The 15,442-nt window shown below is 44.7% G+C and carries 13 protein-coding genes; 6 read left to right on the top strand and 7 right to left on the bottom strand.

Annotation, left to right across the window (positions count from 1 at the left end; genetic code table 11):
• The first annotated feature begins 93 nt into the window (after nt 1-93).
• The 3 genes from ACHZA2_RS05275 to ACHZA2_RS05265 all read left to right on the top strand — a co-directional run bounded on the left by ACHZA2_RS05275 (nt 94) and on the right by ACHZA2_RS05265 (nt 4,002).
• On the top strand, nt 94-309 hold the full coding sequence (locus tag ACHZA2_RS05275; RefSeq protein WP_319539816.1) for a rubredoxin: 216 nt from the start codon (nt 94-96) through the stop codon (nt 307-309).
• A 382-nt stretch (nt 310-691) separates the two neighbouring features.
• A complete protein-coding gene (fdhF, locus tag ACHZA2_RS05270; protein ID WP_319578835.1) occupies nt 692-2,758 on the top strand; it encodes a formate dehydrogenase subunit alpha in 2,067 nt (688 codons plus the stop codon).
• Between the two features lie 2 nt (nt 2,759-2,760).
• Complete coding sequence (locus tag ACHZA2_RS05265; protein ID WP_319578834.1) at nt 2,761-4,002, top strand: Coenzyme F420 hydrogenase/dehydrogenase, beta subunit C-terminal domain; 1,242 nt, start codon at nt 2,761-2,763, stop codon at nt 4,000-4,002.
• Nucleotides 4,003-4,345: 343 nt separating this feature from the next.
• Here the strand turns inward: ACHZA2_RS05265 and ACHZA2_RS05260 are convergent, their stop codons facing one another.
• Both ACHZA2_RS05260 and cbiM read right to left on the bottom strand, forming a co-directional pair.
• The gene (locus tag ACHZA2_RS05260; RefSeq protein WP_319578833.1) at nt 4,346-4,693 is read right to left on the bottom strand and encodes a PDGLE domain-containing protein; all 348 of its coding nucleotides are present in this window, start codon (nt 4,691-4,693) and stop codon (nt 4,346-4,348) included.
• Entirely contained in the window at nt 4,690-5,331 is a 642-nt protein-coding gene (gene cbiM / locus ACHZA2_RS05255) for a cobalt transporter CbiM (protein WP_319578775.1), read from the bottom strand. Before cbiM ends, ACHZA2_RS05260 begins: the two co-directional genes overlap by 4 nt.
• A 404-nt stretch (nt 5,332-5,735) precedes the next feature.
• Between cbiM and ACHZA2_RS05250 the strand changes: the two genes are divergently transcribed.
• Together ACHZA2_RS05250 and ACHZA2_RS05245 are read left to right on the top strand one after the other, a co-directional pair.
• A complete protein-coding gene (locus ACHZA2_RS05250; protein WP_319578832.1) occupies nt 5,736-6,599 on the top strand; it encodes a hypothetical protein in 864 nt (287 codons plus the stop codon).
• Nucleotides 6,600-6,703: 104 nt separating this feature from the next.
• Nucleotides 6,704-6,910, top strand: coding sequence for a histone family protein (locus ACHZA2_RS05245; protein ID WP_319578831.1), 207 nt, complete (start codon nt 6,704-6,706; stop codon nt 6,908-6,910).
• A 67-nt stretch (nt 6,911-6,977) separates the two neighbouring features.
• On the opposite strand, the gene ACHZA2_RS05240 is transcribed toward ACHZA2_RS05245, so the two are convergent.
• Entirely contained in the window at nt 6,978-9,986 is a 3,009-nt protein-coding gene (locus ACHZA2_RS05240) for a beta-propeller fold lactonase family protein (protein WP_319578830.1), read from the bottom strand.
• A gap of 269 nt (nt 9,987-10,255) precedes the next feature.
• Here ACHZA2_RS05240 and ACHZA2_RS05235 point away from each other — a divergent pair, with 269 nt between their 5' ends.
• The gene (locus tag ACHZA2_RS05235; protein WP_394698497.1) at nt 10,256-10,642 is read left to right on the top strand and encodes a metallophosphoesterase family protein; all 387 of its coding nucleotides are present in this window, start codon (nt 10,256-10,258) and stop codon (nt 10,640-10,642) included.
• On the opposite strand, the gene ACHZA2_RS05230 is transcribed toward ACHZA2_RS05235, so the two are convergent.
• From ACHZA2_RS05230 to ACHZA2_RS05215, 4 genes are all read right to left on the bottom strand, one after another.
• Nucleotides 10,599-12,218: an IS1634 family transposase gene (locus ACHZA2_RS05230; protein ID WP_319578363.1), complete on the bottom strand. Its 1,620-nt coding sequence runs from the start codon at nt 12,216-12,218 to the stop codon at nt 10,599-10,601. The two genes, ACHZA2_RS05235 and ACHZA2_RS05230, sit on opposite strands and share 44 nt — an antisense overlap.
• A gap of 432 nt (nt 12,219-12,650) precedes the next feature.
• Nucleotides 12,651-13,601: an ABC transporter substrate-binding protein gene (locus tag ACHZA2_RS05225; protein WP_319578829.1), complete on the bottom strand. Its 951-nt coding sequence runs from the start codon at nt 13,599-13,601 to the stop codon at nt 12,651-12,653.
• A 95-nt stretch (nt 13,602-13,696) separates the two neighbouring features.
• Nucleotides 13,697-14,422 (bottom strand): ABC transporter permease, encoded by a 726-nt coding sequence (locus tag ACHZA2_RS05220; RefSeq protein WP_319578828.1) that lies wholly within the window; start codon nt 14,420-14,422, stop codon nt 13,697-13,699.
• Nucleotides 14,419-15,423: an ATP-binding cassette domain-containing protein gene (locus tag ACHZA2_RS05215; RefSeq protein ID WP_319578827.1), complete on the bottom strand. Its 1,005-nt coding sequence runs from the start codon at nt 15,421-15,423 to the stop codon at nt 14,419-14,421. The genes ACHZA2_RS05220 and ACHZA2_RS05215 overlap by 4 nt, the downstream gene beginning before the upstream one ends.
• Nucleotides 15,424-15,442 lie beyond the last annotated feature (19 nt).

The raw sequence follows: 15,442 nt of genomic DNA, 5'->3' as shown, positions 1-15,442 counted from the left end.
ATCCTCATTTTTTAAATTCCATACAATTCACGATTTTTGATTCCTCTTTCATGACAGAAAAGATATGTGCTTTATTGCACCAGGAGATGAATTATGAAAAAAGTAGCCTCCACCTCTAATCCTGACATGGATGTGTACCGGTGCAATCCGTGCAGGTATTATTACTATCCTGAGATCGGTGATCCTACCCAGAACATTCCGCCTGGAACACCGTTTACAAAACTCCCTGATACATGGAGATGTCCTCCCTGTAAGGAACCGAAGTCAGCGTTTGTCAAGGTTGAGAGACCAAAAAACCGACAGATCTGATGGAAATATCTCAATCAATTCTTCATTAAAATTATCCCCCAAATGGATAGAAATTGTATTACTCTGGTTTTTTTCATAGATTGCATGAAAAACTTCCTTTTTTGATAAAATTCATGCCCGTACTCATTGCTCACAGGAGGCCCTGTGAAAATCGGGGGATTCTCTATAAATGCGCATCCATTATCAAAAATATTCTATATTTATTGCCAAAATCTTTGTTTTTGTTTCATATATTTGAAATATTATCAATTAATCCAGATTTGTCAGCATATGATTGCAGCTCGCAGTGTCAAATTACCCACCGCTATTCAACAACTTCCAGGAAAAATTCAGAAGGCTTATCTTACTGAATATACCACTTGATATTACCGAGGAATCGTTAATGGAACTAAGCTATGTTCAGACAACATGCCCGTACTGCGGCACCGGCTGTTCGTTCAACCTTGTGGTTAAGGACGGAAAAGTCGTTGGGACTGCACCGTACCAGCGTTCACCGGTGAACGAGGGGAAGGTCTGCCCGAAGGGACTGTATGCCCATGAGTTCATCAATTCCCCAGACCGTCTCACTACTCCCCTGATTAAGAAGGACGGGAAGTTTGTAGAGGCCACCTGGGATGAGGCACTCAAACTCATCGCTGAAAAGTTCAAGACATTCAAGCCCGATGAGTGTGCTGTTCTTTCCTCAGCCCGTGTCTCAAACGAAGACAACTACGCGATGATGAAGTTCGCTCGTGGTGTCTTCAAAACCCGGCATATTGATCACTGTGCCCGCCTCTGTCATGCATCTACGGTAGCAGGTCTTGCAAATATTTTCGGCTCCGGTGCAATGACCAATTCCATTCTCGATATCGCTCAGGCAAAGTGTGTCTTTGTCATCGGTTCCAACACATTTGAGAACCACCCGCTCATCGGTCGTAAGATCATGACGGCAAAGGCAAACGGTGCCAAGGTTATCTATGTAGATCCCCGGAAGACGCCGACCGGAAAACAGGCTGATCTCTTCCTGCAGTTCTACTCTGGAACTGATGTCTGTCTCCTGAACGGCCTGATGCAGGAGATCATCAGGAACGGATGGGAAAACAAGGAATTCATCGAGAAGCGCTGTAACGGGTTTGAGGATCTCAAGAGCGAGGTAATGAAGCCTGAATACAGCCTTGAGAACGTCTCTACCGTCACCGGTGTTCCGGTCGAGGATCTGAAGACTGCAGCAGAATGGTATGCAAAGTCAGGCGCAACAGCCATCCTCTACTCGATGGGTATCACCCAGCACACCACCGGAGTTGACAACGTCAAGTCCTGTGGAAATATCCAGATGCTTACCGGAAACCTCGGACGCCCGGGAACCGGTGTGAACGCTCTGCGTGGACAGAATAACGTGCAGGGAGCCTGTGATATGGGAGCCCTTCCGGTCGTGTTCACCGCATACCAGAAAGTCATCGATCCCGCAGCACACAAGAAGTTCGAAGATGCATGGGGATTCCCTGACGGTATTGCAGAGGGTAAGAACGGGTACGAAGTAACCACCATGATGGATGTCCTCACCGACAAGCCCGGTGAACTGAAATGCATGTATATCATGGGTGAAAACCCGATGATCTCTGACCCTGACCTCACTCACGTCGAACATGCACTCAAGTCCCTCGACTTCCTGGTCTGCCAGGATATCTTCATGAATGAGACCAGTGTGCTCGCAGATGTCGTTCTTCCGGCAACCTGTTACGCAGAAAAAGACGGGACCCAGACCTCAACCGAACGCCGTGTCCAGATGTGGAGAAAGGCTCAGGACCCACCAGGCGAAGCACGGTTAGACTGGCAGATCATCGCCGACATTGCTAAGGCAATGGGATACGAGAAGCAGTTTGCCTGGAAATCAGTTGAAGAGATCTTCACCGAGATGGCATCACTCACTCCGTCCTACGCAGGGATGAACTACGAGCGTCTGAGCAGACCTGAAGCTCTCCACTGGCCATGCCCGACCAAGGAACACCCGGGAACTCCGATTCTCCACGGTGAAAAGTTTGGTATGCCTGATGGCAAGGGTCTGATGACTGCCATTTCGTTCAAATACCAGACCGAACGCCCAGATGCTGAATATCCGTTCCTGCTTACCACCGGACGCTGTATCTGGCACTGGCACACCGGAACCATGACCCGGAGATCTGAAAACCTCGAACGCGAAGAACCAACCGGATGGGTTGAGATCAACCCGGAGGATGCAAAGGCTCTCGGCATTAAGAACGGCGAGATGATCAAGGCGATCAGCCGCCGTGGAGAGATCCAGATCACCGCCCGTGTCACTGATACCATCAAGAAAGGTGTCATGTTCATACCGTTCCACTTCGTGGAGTGTGCAGCAAATATGCTGACCATCAACGCTCTTGACCCAATCGCCAAGATTCCGGAGTCAAAAGCCTGTGCAGTAAAAGTTGAGAAGATCCAGGAGGCCTGAAGATGGTAGCAAAAGGTGATATGGTTTATGCATGGGCAAAAGATGCAGAGATCCTGAAGAAAGGAGAGTGTGGTGGGGCAGTCACAGCACTGCTTAAACATGCACTCGAATCCAAGACCGTTGATGCGGTCCTTGCAGTGAAAAAAGGTCAGGATATCTACGATGCAGTTCCTGCATTCATCACCGATCCGGCAGAGATAGCATCAACTGCAGGTTCCCTGCACTGCGGGACTCTTCTGATGCCAAAGATCCTGAAGAAGTACCTTGACGGCGCTAAGGACATGAAGATCGCAGTCACCTGCAAGGGCTGTGATGTCATGGCATTCTACGAACTGGCAAAGCGGAATCAGATCAACCTTGACAACGTCATCATGATCGGCGTCAACTGTGGAGGATCAGTCAGCCCGGTTGCTGCCAGGAAGATGATCACCGAGAAGTTCGAGGTCGACCCGAACATCGTTCACAAGGAAGAGATCGACAAGGGTCAGTTCATCATTGAGTACGAAGGCGGGCACAAAGGCATCAAGATCGACGAACTTGAAGAAGAAGGATACGGTCGCCGGTCCAACTGCCGCCGCTGCAAGATGAAAGTTCCCCGTGGTGCAGATCTCGCCTGCGGTAACTGGGGAGTCATCGGAGACAAGGCTGGAAAGGCAACCTTTATCGAAGTGTGTTCAGAGAAGGGTGCAAACCTCGTATCTGCAGCATCATCCAAAGGTGCAATCGAGACTGCAACCCCTGACCCGAAAGGTATCGATATCAGGGGCAAAGTTGAGAAGGCAATGCTCAAGCTTGGTGACGACTGGCGCAAGAAGGACTTTGCCGGACTTGGAACCGGGAAAGAACGTCTCAAGACCATCATGGACGAGAGTTCCCGGTGTATCAAGTGCTTTGCCTGTGTTGACAACTGCCCGATCTGTTACTGTGTCGAGTGTTCAACCAAGAAACCCTGGTTCGTCACCCCGGGACAGTTGCCCCCAGGCCTCATGTTCCATCTGATCAGGTTCGCACACATCTCTGACTCCTGTATCAACTGCGGTCAGTGTGAAGAACTCTGTGCAATGGATATCAGAAATGCACTCTTCATGCATGCACAGCAGGTTGAGATCGAGAAGATGTTCGGACATGTTCCTGGAAAGGATATGACCCCGCCAATCCATGCACTTGCAGAGGAGAGGGCAGAACGTGCACGTCTTGAGTCAACCGGCACAGACTCGATCTACGAGAATATATTTACTGAGTAAAAATGTCTCACAGAGGTACTCTGAAAAAGAGTATCTCAATTTCTTTTTTTGTCACGGATATTCCTCATTAAAGTTAGTAACCTGCTGCGTTAGCCTATTGATTTTAGCGTTACTGAGTTACATGCAACACCAAGATGAAATATTTTCATCACCACCGGTAATGATATTCACGATCCCCGTTATTCAGAGAATTCATTGAGAGATAGCATAATGGAGGCACTACGTAAAGAATAATGCAAAAAAGACTGAAGTCGTCCATTCTCAATAGAGAATGTTCACATAAATGGGAGATAATGATTTATTTATAAAATAAATTTGTTAGTACAATCAACTTGATACTGAGTTACGACTTGGTCTTATCACTGCCCTGTTTTACAAGCCAGGTTGCCCCGGTAACAACTGCAAGCGTCAGGAAAATCCCTACAATGATCGCAATCACACCACCGAGCGGTCCCATCGCCTCACCGAGCGAGTAGTCAGGCATTGGTGATTCATAGGTAAATGTACCGGTACCGACAGCTTCTGCGTCACCGTCTTCTGGTGCTGCTCCTGTCAGATCTTTCTGTCCTGAAACCATCAGTGCGGTGCTCTCAAGGCCATCGGGATCTCCGGATGCCAGGAACACTGCAAGCACACCGATAACCAGTGCGATAATAACTCCTACAATCAGGAAGGTCTTGTTATCCATCATACAGCAACAACTCCTACTGCCGAGTTCACAAGATCAGGCCGTGCTTTTGAGAGAAGATAGATCACAACTGCCGTGACAATACCTTCAATTATCCCTATCGCTGCATGGTAGATTCCCATAGCCAGAAGTCCTGGAACAAGCGGGAATGTACCGGCGAAAAACATCTCAACCGCACATGCAAGGGATGGGATCAGGCAGGCAAACCATGCTGCAACTCCTGCAGAGATAAACGGATTCTTCAGAACTCCGTTGAGCCCATGGAATGTGTAGTACCCGACAAATCCTCCGATGACTCCCATGTTGATGATGTTTGCCCCCATCGTGGTAAGACCTCCGTCACCAAAGATGAGACCCTGAATAACGAGCACCAGAGACAGGATAAACACTGCAGCAAACGGAGAACCGAGAACGATTGCTGCAAGTGCTCCACCAACCAGATGGCCACTCGTTCCCATACTCACCGGGAGATTGAATCCCTGTAAAGCAAAAATTCCTGCTGCCAGAACTGCAATCAGGGGGATCTTATCCTCGCTCATCTCACTCTTTGCCCATCTGATGGCCAGGGCCAGAAATATCAGAGCAATAATCCAGTACACTGCCGCTTGCGGGATTGGTATAAATGCGTCTGGGATATGCATACAGTTTCATCTCGTACCGATGTCGGTTTACATGTTAGTACTAAATTCTATTTACGTGTGATCATTTTATCTAATGTAATTTTATGCCCCTGAAATCATTCTGTAACACGATTTTTATTTACGAATGAATTGACTGGTCGCAATCACATCGGTGAATCATAATCAAATTCAATATAAAAAATCTATTAAAATTACTAATTGGCGCGTATCTCAAAGATACAAATATTAGATTATTAAAATCCAGAAAGTTTTAATCTATTATCTTCTGAGATTTCTGTTAATTTGATCAGATCTTAATAGTAAGAATAACACGTTAGGGAGAATATTTCACACGTTTATTATATTCGTCACACGAATCGTATATTGCTGATATCTATATGTCAGCGTCCAGTAGGAGGACATACATGAATTATGGACACATCGTTCTCGTAGCCATCGCAGCCATGATTATGCTGCCAGGTTTTGTTTCAGCAGACTGGCTTCCAAACCAGACTCCTGAAAACCAGGTCTTTTCCATCGACACCGTCATCGACGCAACCGGTGCAGTGGATGACAAGTCAACTATGAACTGGATCATCGCATCCCCGGGCTCTATCCCTGAAGGTGCCGTTGAAGGTGGTCAGTCGATCTCCATGACCAACTACAAGGATGCCATCCTGACCAACGGTGGAAAACTTGCAGAGAACAAGAACTTTGACTTTGACTCCCACGACAAGCAGAATGGCCTGTACAATGTAGAGTCCCAGAAGGTTCTGACCTACGCAAGCACCGAGGGTTCACACCTGGTTGGTGAAGAGGAGTACACCCTCGATGCAGCAGGAAATTACTCAGGCACTGATGATGATATCCGCTGTGTATTCTCAGAAGGTAATGCAGCAGTGCTCCCGGCATTCTGTAACATCGTATCTGTAAAGAGTGCCCTCGTCAATGTAAACAGCGCACAGGTCTCAACACTCGGTCAGATCCGTTCAGTCACCGATGATGTAGCCAACCCGGCAGAAGTCAACTACCAGATCGCAGTCACACCTGATGCCAACTCGGGAAGCGGATTTGCAGAAGGTACGGTCAGGACAGTATTTGCCGGAAGCATCATGGAAGCACGGGACGGCGACGACGATAACTATGCCCGTGACGGCACAACCGAGGACGGAGAAGCAACCTGGAACAAGACCTCTGCAACCAACACCTGGAAAGATTCAACCACGGTGACCGGGGGTATCAAGACCATGCAGAAGGCCTTTGCATACCAGTCCGGAATATTTGTCTAATTACGATCCTGTAAAAGAACTCTTTGGACAGCCTCGTAGAGAAAACGAACCTTAACCTTAAAAAATATATATTGGGGGATAAATATACCTGAATAATGAAAACTATGTCCGATTTACCAATTGCAGCAGTTACCCGAATTGCCAAAGCAAACGGGGCAGAGCGTGTAGGTTCAGATGCAGCCGACCTTTTAGTAAAAGTAACAGAGGCATACATCGGTAAGGTCGCAAAAGAGGCCAACAAACTCGCAGCTCATGCCGGAAGAAAGACCATCAAGGCAGAAGATATTGAGATGGCTATTGAGAATCTCTAACTTTTTTTCTAGATTCGCCGTAATAGATTAGCGACTTTGATCTCAAAAATCAGGATATCCTGATTGATCACAGATCGTATGTACTGATGGCCTCCCAGGTTTTATTCCACCAGTCATCCATGTTCTGACTGAACCGTGCATATCGCTCATCCAGAGGGAGGTCTTCGGGATGATACGCCTCATACTCCAGTATCACGATCCTGTTATTTCCTGTATCACTAATCAGAACCTTCCGGTCATTCAAAGATACAAGATCAGCAGGGCGTTTCAATCCGGGAATCGTTGGAATACTCCCATTTGAAAGGATTTCTGCATGTGGGCTGAAGATCTGTATCCGGTTATTTCCAGCATCACCAACCAGAATATTTCCATGAGGATCTGTACTAATCCCTTCAGGTTCGGTAAGATATCCTTCACCAGAACCATGTACACCCCATGTGGATATGAAATTCCCGGTCGTATCATACACCTTGATGCATGAGGAGAGAATATCCGTGACATATACCATCCCATTCCGTACCGTGATGCCATATGGTCCCATGAGATGACCCCCAACATTGCCATATACGCCCCATCTGCAAATTTCAACCCCTTCGGTGGAGTATTGTATGACCTTATTATTTGCAAAGTCTGTCACATATACAAGACCCTGTTTATCAACTGCGATACTGGTGGGCCTGGCTAACCTACCCCCTTCCTGATTTGAAATGTTCCATTGCTGAATAAATTGTCCATCTGAGGTAAACTTCTGGATCCGGTGATTGTTTGTATCAGCAACATACACGAACCCCGACTTGTCTACTGCAACATCTGAAGGATTGAAAAAAGCACTAGGTTCTGATCCTCTGAAACCCCATCCCCCAAGCAAAATTCCATCTACAGAGAACTTCTGGATCCGATGATTACCATAATCTGCAATGTAAATACTCATATCCGGGCCGACAGACACTCCGCCAGGAAGCGAGAGACTATCAGGTCCTGAAGAAGGCAAGGTCCACGAAGAGGAACGAGTAAACCTGATCAGTTCTGGTGATGCAATAACTTGAGGTTCTTCAAAAACGTCACCAACAAACTCTCCAATATCGCTGACATAGAGTTGGGCCTGTTCATCGAGGCGAGTTATATCCATAAGCATCGGAAACAGGGATGCTAATAAAGGCCTTGATGATTGTACCTTGTCGCTGACATGGGGTTGAACCCGGCTCTTTCCTTTTGCCGGTTCAAGTTTGATGACAGCATTTCCATAACAGTTTGTAGTGTATATATCGCCGGAAGATGAGAGAGAAAGCCCATTCATCCGGATTTTTTGCGACCCGGTGCTGGTTTCAGGAATAATATCCTTAATAAATGTTCCATTTAAATAAAATTTTTGGATACGATAATTATTCACATCCACAACATACAGAAAACCATCCCGTCCAATCTGAATCCCCATCGGAATCTGAAATTTACCAGGAATATCCCCCTTCGATCCCCAGGACCTTATCCAGGTACCGTTTGAACTGAACTGCTGTATCCGGTTATTCTGTGAGTCGGTGACATACACCATCCCGGCTGTATCTACCGTAATCCCCCAGGGCTCCCTGAATTCACCGTCCTTAATCCCCTGCTTTCCCCACGATTCCAGTATTCTTCCGGTTGTATCGAGTCTTACGATCCGGTTATTTCCAAGGTCTGCAACATACAGTGAACCGTCAGGTCCGAAGGCCAGACCCGAAGGACGGTTGAACTGTCCATACCCATTCCCATGACTACCCAGTGATGAGAGGTATCTGCCATCAGGAGAGAAGAGCTCAATCCTTCCAGCTCCCTGATTGGCTATGTAGATAGTACCTGCCGAATCACGGACTATCCCTCCCGGATTGTTGAATCTTCCATCAGGCACGGAGCTGTTATTTATGGTTAGGAGAATTGTCCCCCTGATATCGGTTTTATATGCTGTATGTCCATTGTAATCAGAAATGAACAGAGTCTTGTCATCACCATAGGTGATATGAGATGGGTATTTCAGGCCTAATACCGGGATCACAACCGGTGTAACATATAGTAGGGATGAGTCAGACTGTTGTTCCGGGGATACATTGATTCTCACCGTAACGTGGCTTGATGACCCGGAAGGAGGTGACTGGCCTGCAACTCTCGTTCGGTGAATGAGAGATATCTTCTTCGTCTGCGAATCTCCTACAACCATATCTCCATCAGGCGAAAATGCAAGAGCCGGGAACATTACCGAAGAGGTCGGAAATATTGCCCGATCAATCAGGGTTCCATTCGTGCTCATGATAGAAACATCGTTATGGCCTGAAGCAGAGCAATACAGATTGCCATCCGGGCCGATGACCAGATCTGCCAACATAGTGTCAGAGTAATACCCTATCTTATTCAGGCTCCAGTCGCAAATTCGCGTTCCATCAGGGCTATAAGCCAGCAGATTCCGTGAACCTGGACTGATCATATATATCGTACCTTTTTCATCTATTGCCATCGGGCCCGGAGATTGAGGGGTATTGGATTGTTGTGTTAAATTCCAGGTCTGTATCAGGTTACCTCGGGGATCGAGTACTCTCATAGTTTTATCTACCGGTTCAGTAACATAGATGAATCCTGTCGAATTCACCGCAATATATCGGGTGCCAAAATGCAAGGTGCTTGAATTTGCCGAAATCGTAAAAACTGATCTCTGATCTCCCTGTGGATTAAACACAAGGATCCGGTCTGTTCCAGAATCAGCGATATACAGATCTCCTGTTGAATCCAGTGCTATTCCTCCCGGCGAGAAGGTGAAACCTACACCATCAACCCAACCTCCGATAGATCGAAGATATGTCCCATTCAAAGAAAATTCTGTAACCTGATGATTGCCCGGATCTGATACATAGATTGTTCCATCATCTCCAACCTCCAGGTCAGCAATTTGATCCAGTTCTCCAGGAAGTGAACCAAAGGAGCCAAATTTTTCTGAAACAGTATATGTGAATTGATTTGAGGTTGCATTGGTAACCTGAACTGAAATGGTGGCTCCATTAATACATGGAATTATTGAAAATATTAAGATTGAAAGTGTAATTAAGGCCATATTCTTGCTATTAAATATTGAATATCGAGAATCTGTGTATCTAACTCGAAAAAATAGCATATCTCCTATTTCGTATTTAAGGGTATAAATAATATTATATTTTCTTAAAATAATCATATCAAATTAGAATATGAAAATTTAGGTTTTACGTTTTCATTTGTTTTCTTAAAAAAAATTCATTTAGTATTAGTAATTTAAAGGTATTTCCATGATAACTCGATTGAAAAAATTTATCTCTGAAATAATAAAATCAAAACATCATAACAAAATTGAAGAGATATATACTGGAGAGAGTCTGGTTTATTTCTGATACTCATTTTTTTCATAAAAATGTATTTCATTGGTGCAGAAGAGGTTCATTTCATACTCAAACCTCAATGAATTTAAAAATTATCAAAAATTGGAATCATGTGGTTAAACCTTGTGACAGAATTTATTTTCTAGGAGACTTTGGATTAATATCCACATTGCGCAAACACAAATTAAATGGGCACATAATTTTTATCAAAGGAAACCATGATAAAACCACATGGGCGAAACAACATCTCGTATCATATCGTGGACATGTTTTTTTGCTGATTCATAATCCTAATCCGACATTCCGCAGAGATCTCATAACGAATAATATTTTTCACAATGCGGCCCCAAGAACCTAATAATTTTTATGAGGATGTCATTAAGATTCAAAACTTTCGTGACTATCATTCCCTCGATTCGAAGTGATATTTCTTTTACCCTTCTGAAAAGGAAAAATATCCATCTCATCGTTGGTTTTTGTGTTGGCTTTCCCGTCTGATCAGGTATGGTTTCGTTCGCTTCTCTCAGCCCTTTCCTCAGTCTGTATTCAGCAACAGCGTAGACATAAAGGCAGAGAACCATTACCATTGCCAACGCCTGAATTCTTCCAATATTCTTCAAAAACACGTCTGAAACCCTGAATGTTTTATCTTTCAGGAACCTGAATCCCTTCTCCACCTGTGACTGTCCCTTATAATAACTCAAAGATGTATCAGGATCCAAATCCAGATCATTCGTCGCAAGAATAAACCTTCCAAGGATTGATCGTTCTTGTTCGATAAGTACCTGGTTGAGAGATATTTCTGCGTTAACAATGAACTTTGTCACAAGCTGTTCATCTTTCTTAGGTCTTCCCCGTTTTTTCTCTAATCGCTCTCTGACCTGGTCAATCGTGAATGAACTGAAAATTACTTTAGGATGGTTCTGTATCCATTCTTCTGCAACCATTTTTGCATCTGGTTCACAAGCAAATCTTTGAGAACATAAGTGTTTGAGCGATTTTTTTGTCTTCTCAAATTCAATCAGGATTCTCTTCTCGAAATCAGGTTCTTTCTTCTTTTGTTGTTCATTTGAATGAAATACGGTCCAGTTCTGGGGTATTCCTGCATATTCAGATTTTGCAGTAAACCATGAGTATCGCTCATCCTTACATGGGATGAAGAGTTCCGACGTATTCCTAAGAACTATCGCTTCAGATATCGTCATTGGAACTCTGCTTACCCAGAATGTGTGAAGACCTAATGTCTGGATATTGTCTTCAGTATAAAATGCAGCATCCGCCACGTGAATCACTTTTTCACCGGTATTTAGATTCATACGGACCTTATTGATTATTTCAAGTAATGCTTTCTTGTCAGATTCGTTCCCTGAAAAGGTTTGAAGCATGAGGGGGATGCCATATTGATTTGTTGCCATTCCCAGAGAAAACCGTTTCAGATCCCAACGACCATCCTTGGGATGACCATGAGTTATTGAGATTTCCTGACTTTGGCTTTCTCCATCATATTCGCCATACACACTGAAATTTGTTGTATCGGCATTAACAAGATGGATTGAGAACTCTTCATTTTCCAGCGAAGGGAGAATGATCTGATTGAAGAGTTCTGTTTCACCGTATGCATGTATTGTATCAAGAGTTCGACCAATTACATCATCATTGAAGTTGGTTTCACACACATCTTGGTGAAATAGTCGTTCAACGGCAATGTCTGTAAAAAAACCTGGAAAAAGATAAAGACGGCGTTCAATATATCCGAGGCCATTGATTACCATTCCTTTAAGGGCATCACCGTGAGTGAGTTTATGTTGTCCATTTTTAGGGATGAGATTGTCTACGATCTCACTAATTTTTAATGAATCATAACATCCAGCAACCAGTCCTAAATGACCGATTGTTCTATCTGAACCTGAAACGAAGATATCATCAAAATCCATTGAATATACAGTGATCGACGTACTTAGATAAATAATTTACCTTTTTATATAATTAAAGAAGTTGCGAAGATCTGCGGAATGTCGGCTAATGATTATACCCAAAATTTTAATGGAGATTGGATTATTCATGGGCACACTCATGGCAATAGTCCCTTTATCGATAAAAAACGAAGGAGAATAAATGTTAGTTGTGAGGTGATAAATTATACTCCAATTAATTTTGACGAAATATTCATCCAAATTCAATTAAGTTCATTTTTCAGAGATAATATTCAATACAAAATCAATTGATTTCCCTCAAATATTGTCTATGACAAAAATCTGCATGATTAAAGATCACACAGATACTTCTTAATATATCCAAATTAAAAAAAGAAGAATTTCTTATCCTTCAAGGTTTGAAAACCCGGATCTCGATATAATATTTGAGTATTAAAGAACCGGTGAGTAATACTCCCCTTTCTCCATCCCTGACACAAACTTCTCAGCATACTCTTTGAGCACATCATCAGGACTGACATCCTGAAGTTGATCCGGATACAGGGCTTTTGCAACATACACGAGACCTGCCGGACTCCTGGGACCATACGCGAGATCGCCATTTAAGGCAAATACCTGATTATTCTTGACTGCTGATAGTGTCTCAAACCCAGAACGGTGCAACACGTCATCTCTCACCTGTGCAAGAGTTTTTTCAGGTTTTAGAGAGACAACCTTGATGATTACTCCGGGATTTTGACTTATGATCCACTCCGGTGTGACCTTTGGCCATTGCTCTCTCAGAGCGGAAGCGAGATTTGTTCCTTTAGCAACACTCAGTTCCTGATCTACTCCACTATCCATTCCATTTGCTGAATAATCTGAGTATCCCTCGATATACACAGATGGAATCTGCTCAGGTGCCAGATTTGCAACCTTTGAACTGACCAGACCCTCCCATTTTTCTTTGAATTGCGTATATGCTTCAGCCTTATCTGCTGCATCGATGAGGGTGCCAAGTGACCTGACATCGTGATCGAGTGTCTTGATCTTGTAACAGTCGAGATATGTCAGGTTTATCCCTGCATTCAAGAACTGATCCTGATTTTTAGGTTTTGAACTTGAGTACGTTATCACGGCATCTGGTTTTAACTGAAGCACTTTTTCAAAGTTGGGAGTCTGCCAATCGCCGACACTGACTGCATTGGGTATGTGAGACATCAGAGTGGTATCTGTCATAACACTATCAGTCAGACCGACAATCTTGTCACCTGCTCCAAGTGCCACCATCATCTCCGCAGCATCACTGTTCAGACAGACTACCCGCTCTGCAGGGGCTGGGAGATTGATTAATTTCCCTTCAGAATCAGAGAATGAGATATCAGCAGAACTAACAGCACCCACACAGCTGAAACAGATCAGAAGTGCAATGAGAATTTGTAACAATGTTTTGAATTTCATAGTAATCGTCATTTATTCTTGTTTTATTCACACGAGGCTCACAGTTTTACCTTTCTAAATGCATGCACAGATAGACCGAGAATCAGGACACAGAGTAGAGACAGAAGTGCGATCTGAGTGAAGGGAATCGTTTCTGTCTGAACCATCCTGATACCGTCGATTGCATAGCTGAGCGGATTCAGATGGGCCAGTGGTTGCAGCCAGGGAGGCATCTGATCATAAGGCATCATTGCAGATGATGTGAAGAATATCGGCATCGAGATCATGGCATTTACTGCAGCATACTGATCATGATCACCGACATAGATCGCAAGAGTAGTGGCACAGGCTGAGAGGAGGGCTCCGAATATGAACAGAATCAGGTATGTGAACATTAGTTGGACTGGTGAATACAATTTAACCCCAAGCAGGAATGCAATGGAGAGGATGATCGTTGACTGAATCAGCCCCCTGATTGTGATTACAAGGATCTTTCCAAAGAGGATCGATTCACGGGGTGGTGGTAAGGCCAGGAATTTGTTGAAGAATCCAAGCATCCGGTCCATGATAAGAAGTCCTCCACCTGCAAGAGATGCCGAAAGAGTTGTCATGGCCAGGATACCGGGAGTGACAAAATCGATATAATGGTCAGTAAACCTGATTGGAAGAGCAAGTCCGACAAAGACCAGCCAGGCGGCAGGCATAACCATTGCAGAGATAAATCCCCATCTCCCTCTGAACCACCTGATGAGATCTCTTCTGCAGTATACCAGGATTGGATTCATCCCCGCCTCCCGGTAACATTCCTGAATCTGCTCAGATTGAACGGAGAGGTATCTTCAGAACTGCCAACAAGATGCAGAAAAACATCATCCAGCGAGGGCCTTCGAACTGACATGGCAAGAACCCTGACTCCCTGCTCCGTCAGGGCGTCCTTGATCAAAGGTAGGGCAGAATCACCGTGATCTGCATAAAAGATCAGTTCATCAGCCTCTGCCTTTGCAAATCTGACACCTGGCACATCAATCGGCGCAAAATGTCCGGAGATGGTGATTGTTACCACATCCTGCGAGATCATGGCTTTCAGACTGGCAGGGGTGTCAATCGCCCTGATCACCCCTTTGTCCATAATGGCGACCCGGTCACAGTACCGGTCTGCCTCATCCATGTAATGGGTTGTAACAAAGATGCTCATACCGTTACTACGAAGAGACCTGATATGCTCCCAGATCTTCTTTCGTGCTGAAACATCGAGCCCCACGGTCGGTTCGTCGAGAAAGAGAACCTGTGGATCATGGACTAGAGCCTGGGCAAGTTCAAGCCTTCGCCTCATTCCACCAGAGTAAACCTTGGCAAATTCATCAGCCCGGTCAGATAACTCAAGAATCTTAAGAACCTTATCGGTCTTTTCTGCCGGATTTTTGACGCCATACAACTCAGCAAACATCATAACATTCTCTCTGCCGGTCAGTCTGACATCCACGGCCATATCCTGGGGAACATAACTGAGTGATTCACGAACTGCTCTTGGATCTCTCTGAATGTCATATCCGCAGATCTCTGCTGATCCTGAGCTTGGAGCAAGCAAGGTTGTGAGCATGAGAACAGTGGTTGTTTTTCCTGATCCGTTCGGACCGAGAACACCGAAGATCTCGTTTCCAACCGAGAGGTTCATCTGGTTTACTGCACAGAGGTCGCCGTAATTTTTTGTAAGGTTCCGTATTTCTACGCGATTGCTGCCTGAATTGGCAGATTGAGACTTCTCATACATATCTACTCTATCCATGAATCACCTGGAGGACTGG

It is taken from the genome of uncultured Methanospirillum sp. (assembly GCF_963668415.2).
Classification (GTDB): domain Archaea; phylum Halobacteriota; class Methanomicrobia; order Methanomicrobiales; family Methanospirillaceae; genus Methanospirillum.
Note: the sequence above shows the minus strand (reverse complement) of the source record. Positions and strands in the feature narration are given on the sequence as shown.

Coding starts and splice junctions, on each gene's coding strand:
- ACHZA2_RS05275 (WP_319539816.1), top strand. CDS start 94: ATGAAAAAAGTAGCCTCCACCTCTAATCCTGACATGGATGTGTACCGG.
- fdhF (WP_319578835.1), top strand. CDS start 692: ATGGAACTAAGCTATGTTCAGACAACATGCCCGTACTGCGGCACCGGC.
- ACHZA2_RS05220 (WP_319578828.1), bottom strand. CDS start 14,422: ATGAATCCAATCCTGGTATACTGCAGAAGAGATCTCATCAGGTGGTTC.
- ACHZA2_RS05265 (WP_319578834.1), top strand. CDS start 2,761: ATGGTAGCAAAAGGTGATATGGTTTATGCATGGGCAAAAGATGCAGAG.
- ACHZA2_RS05230 (WP_319578363.1), bottom strand. CDS start 12,218: ATGGATTTTGATGATATCTTCGTTTCAGGTTCAGATAGAACAATCGGT.
- cbiM (WP_319578775.1), bottom strand. CDS start 5,331: ATGCATATCCCAGACGCATTTATACCAATCCCGCAAGCGGCAGTGTAC.
- ACHZA2_RS05260 (WP_319578833.1), bottom strand. CDS start 4,693: ATGATGGATAACAAGACCTTCCTGATTGTAGGAGTTATTATCGCACTG.
- ACHZA2_RS05250 (WP_319578832.1), top strand. CDS start 5,736: ATGAATTATGGACACATCGTTCTCGTAGCCATCGCAGCCATGATTATG.
- ACHZA2_RS05245 (WP_319578831.1), top strand. CDS start 6,704: ATGTCCGATTTACCAATTGCAGCAGTTACCCGAATTGCCAAAGCAAAC.
- ACHZA2_RS05215 (WP_319578827.1), bottom strand. CDS start 15,423: ATGGATAGAGTAGATATGTATGAGAAGTCTCAATCTGCCAATTCAGGC.
- ACHZA2_RS05240 (WP_319578830.1), bottom strand. CDS start 9,986: ATGGCCTTAATTACACTTTCAATCTTAATATTTTCAATAATTCCATGT.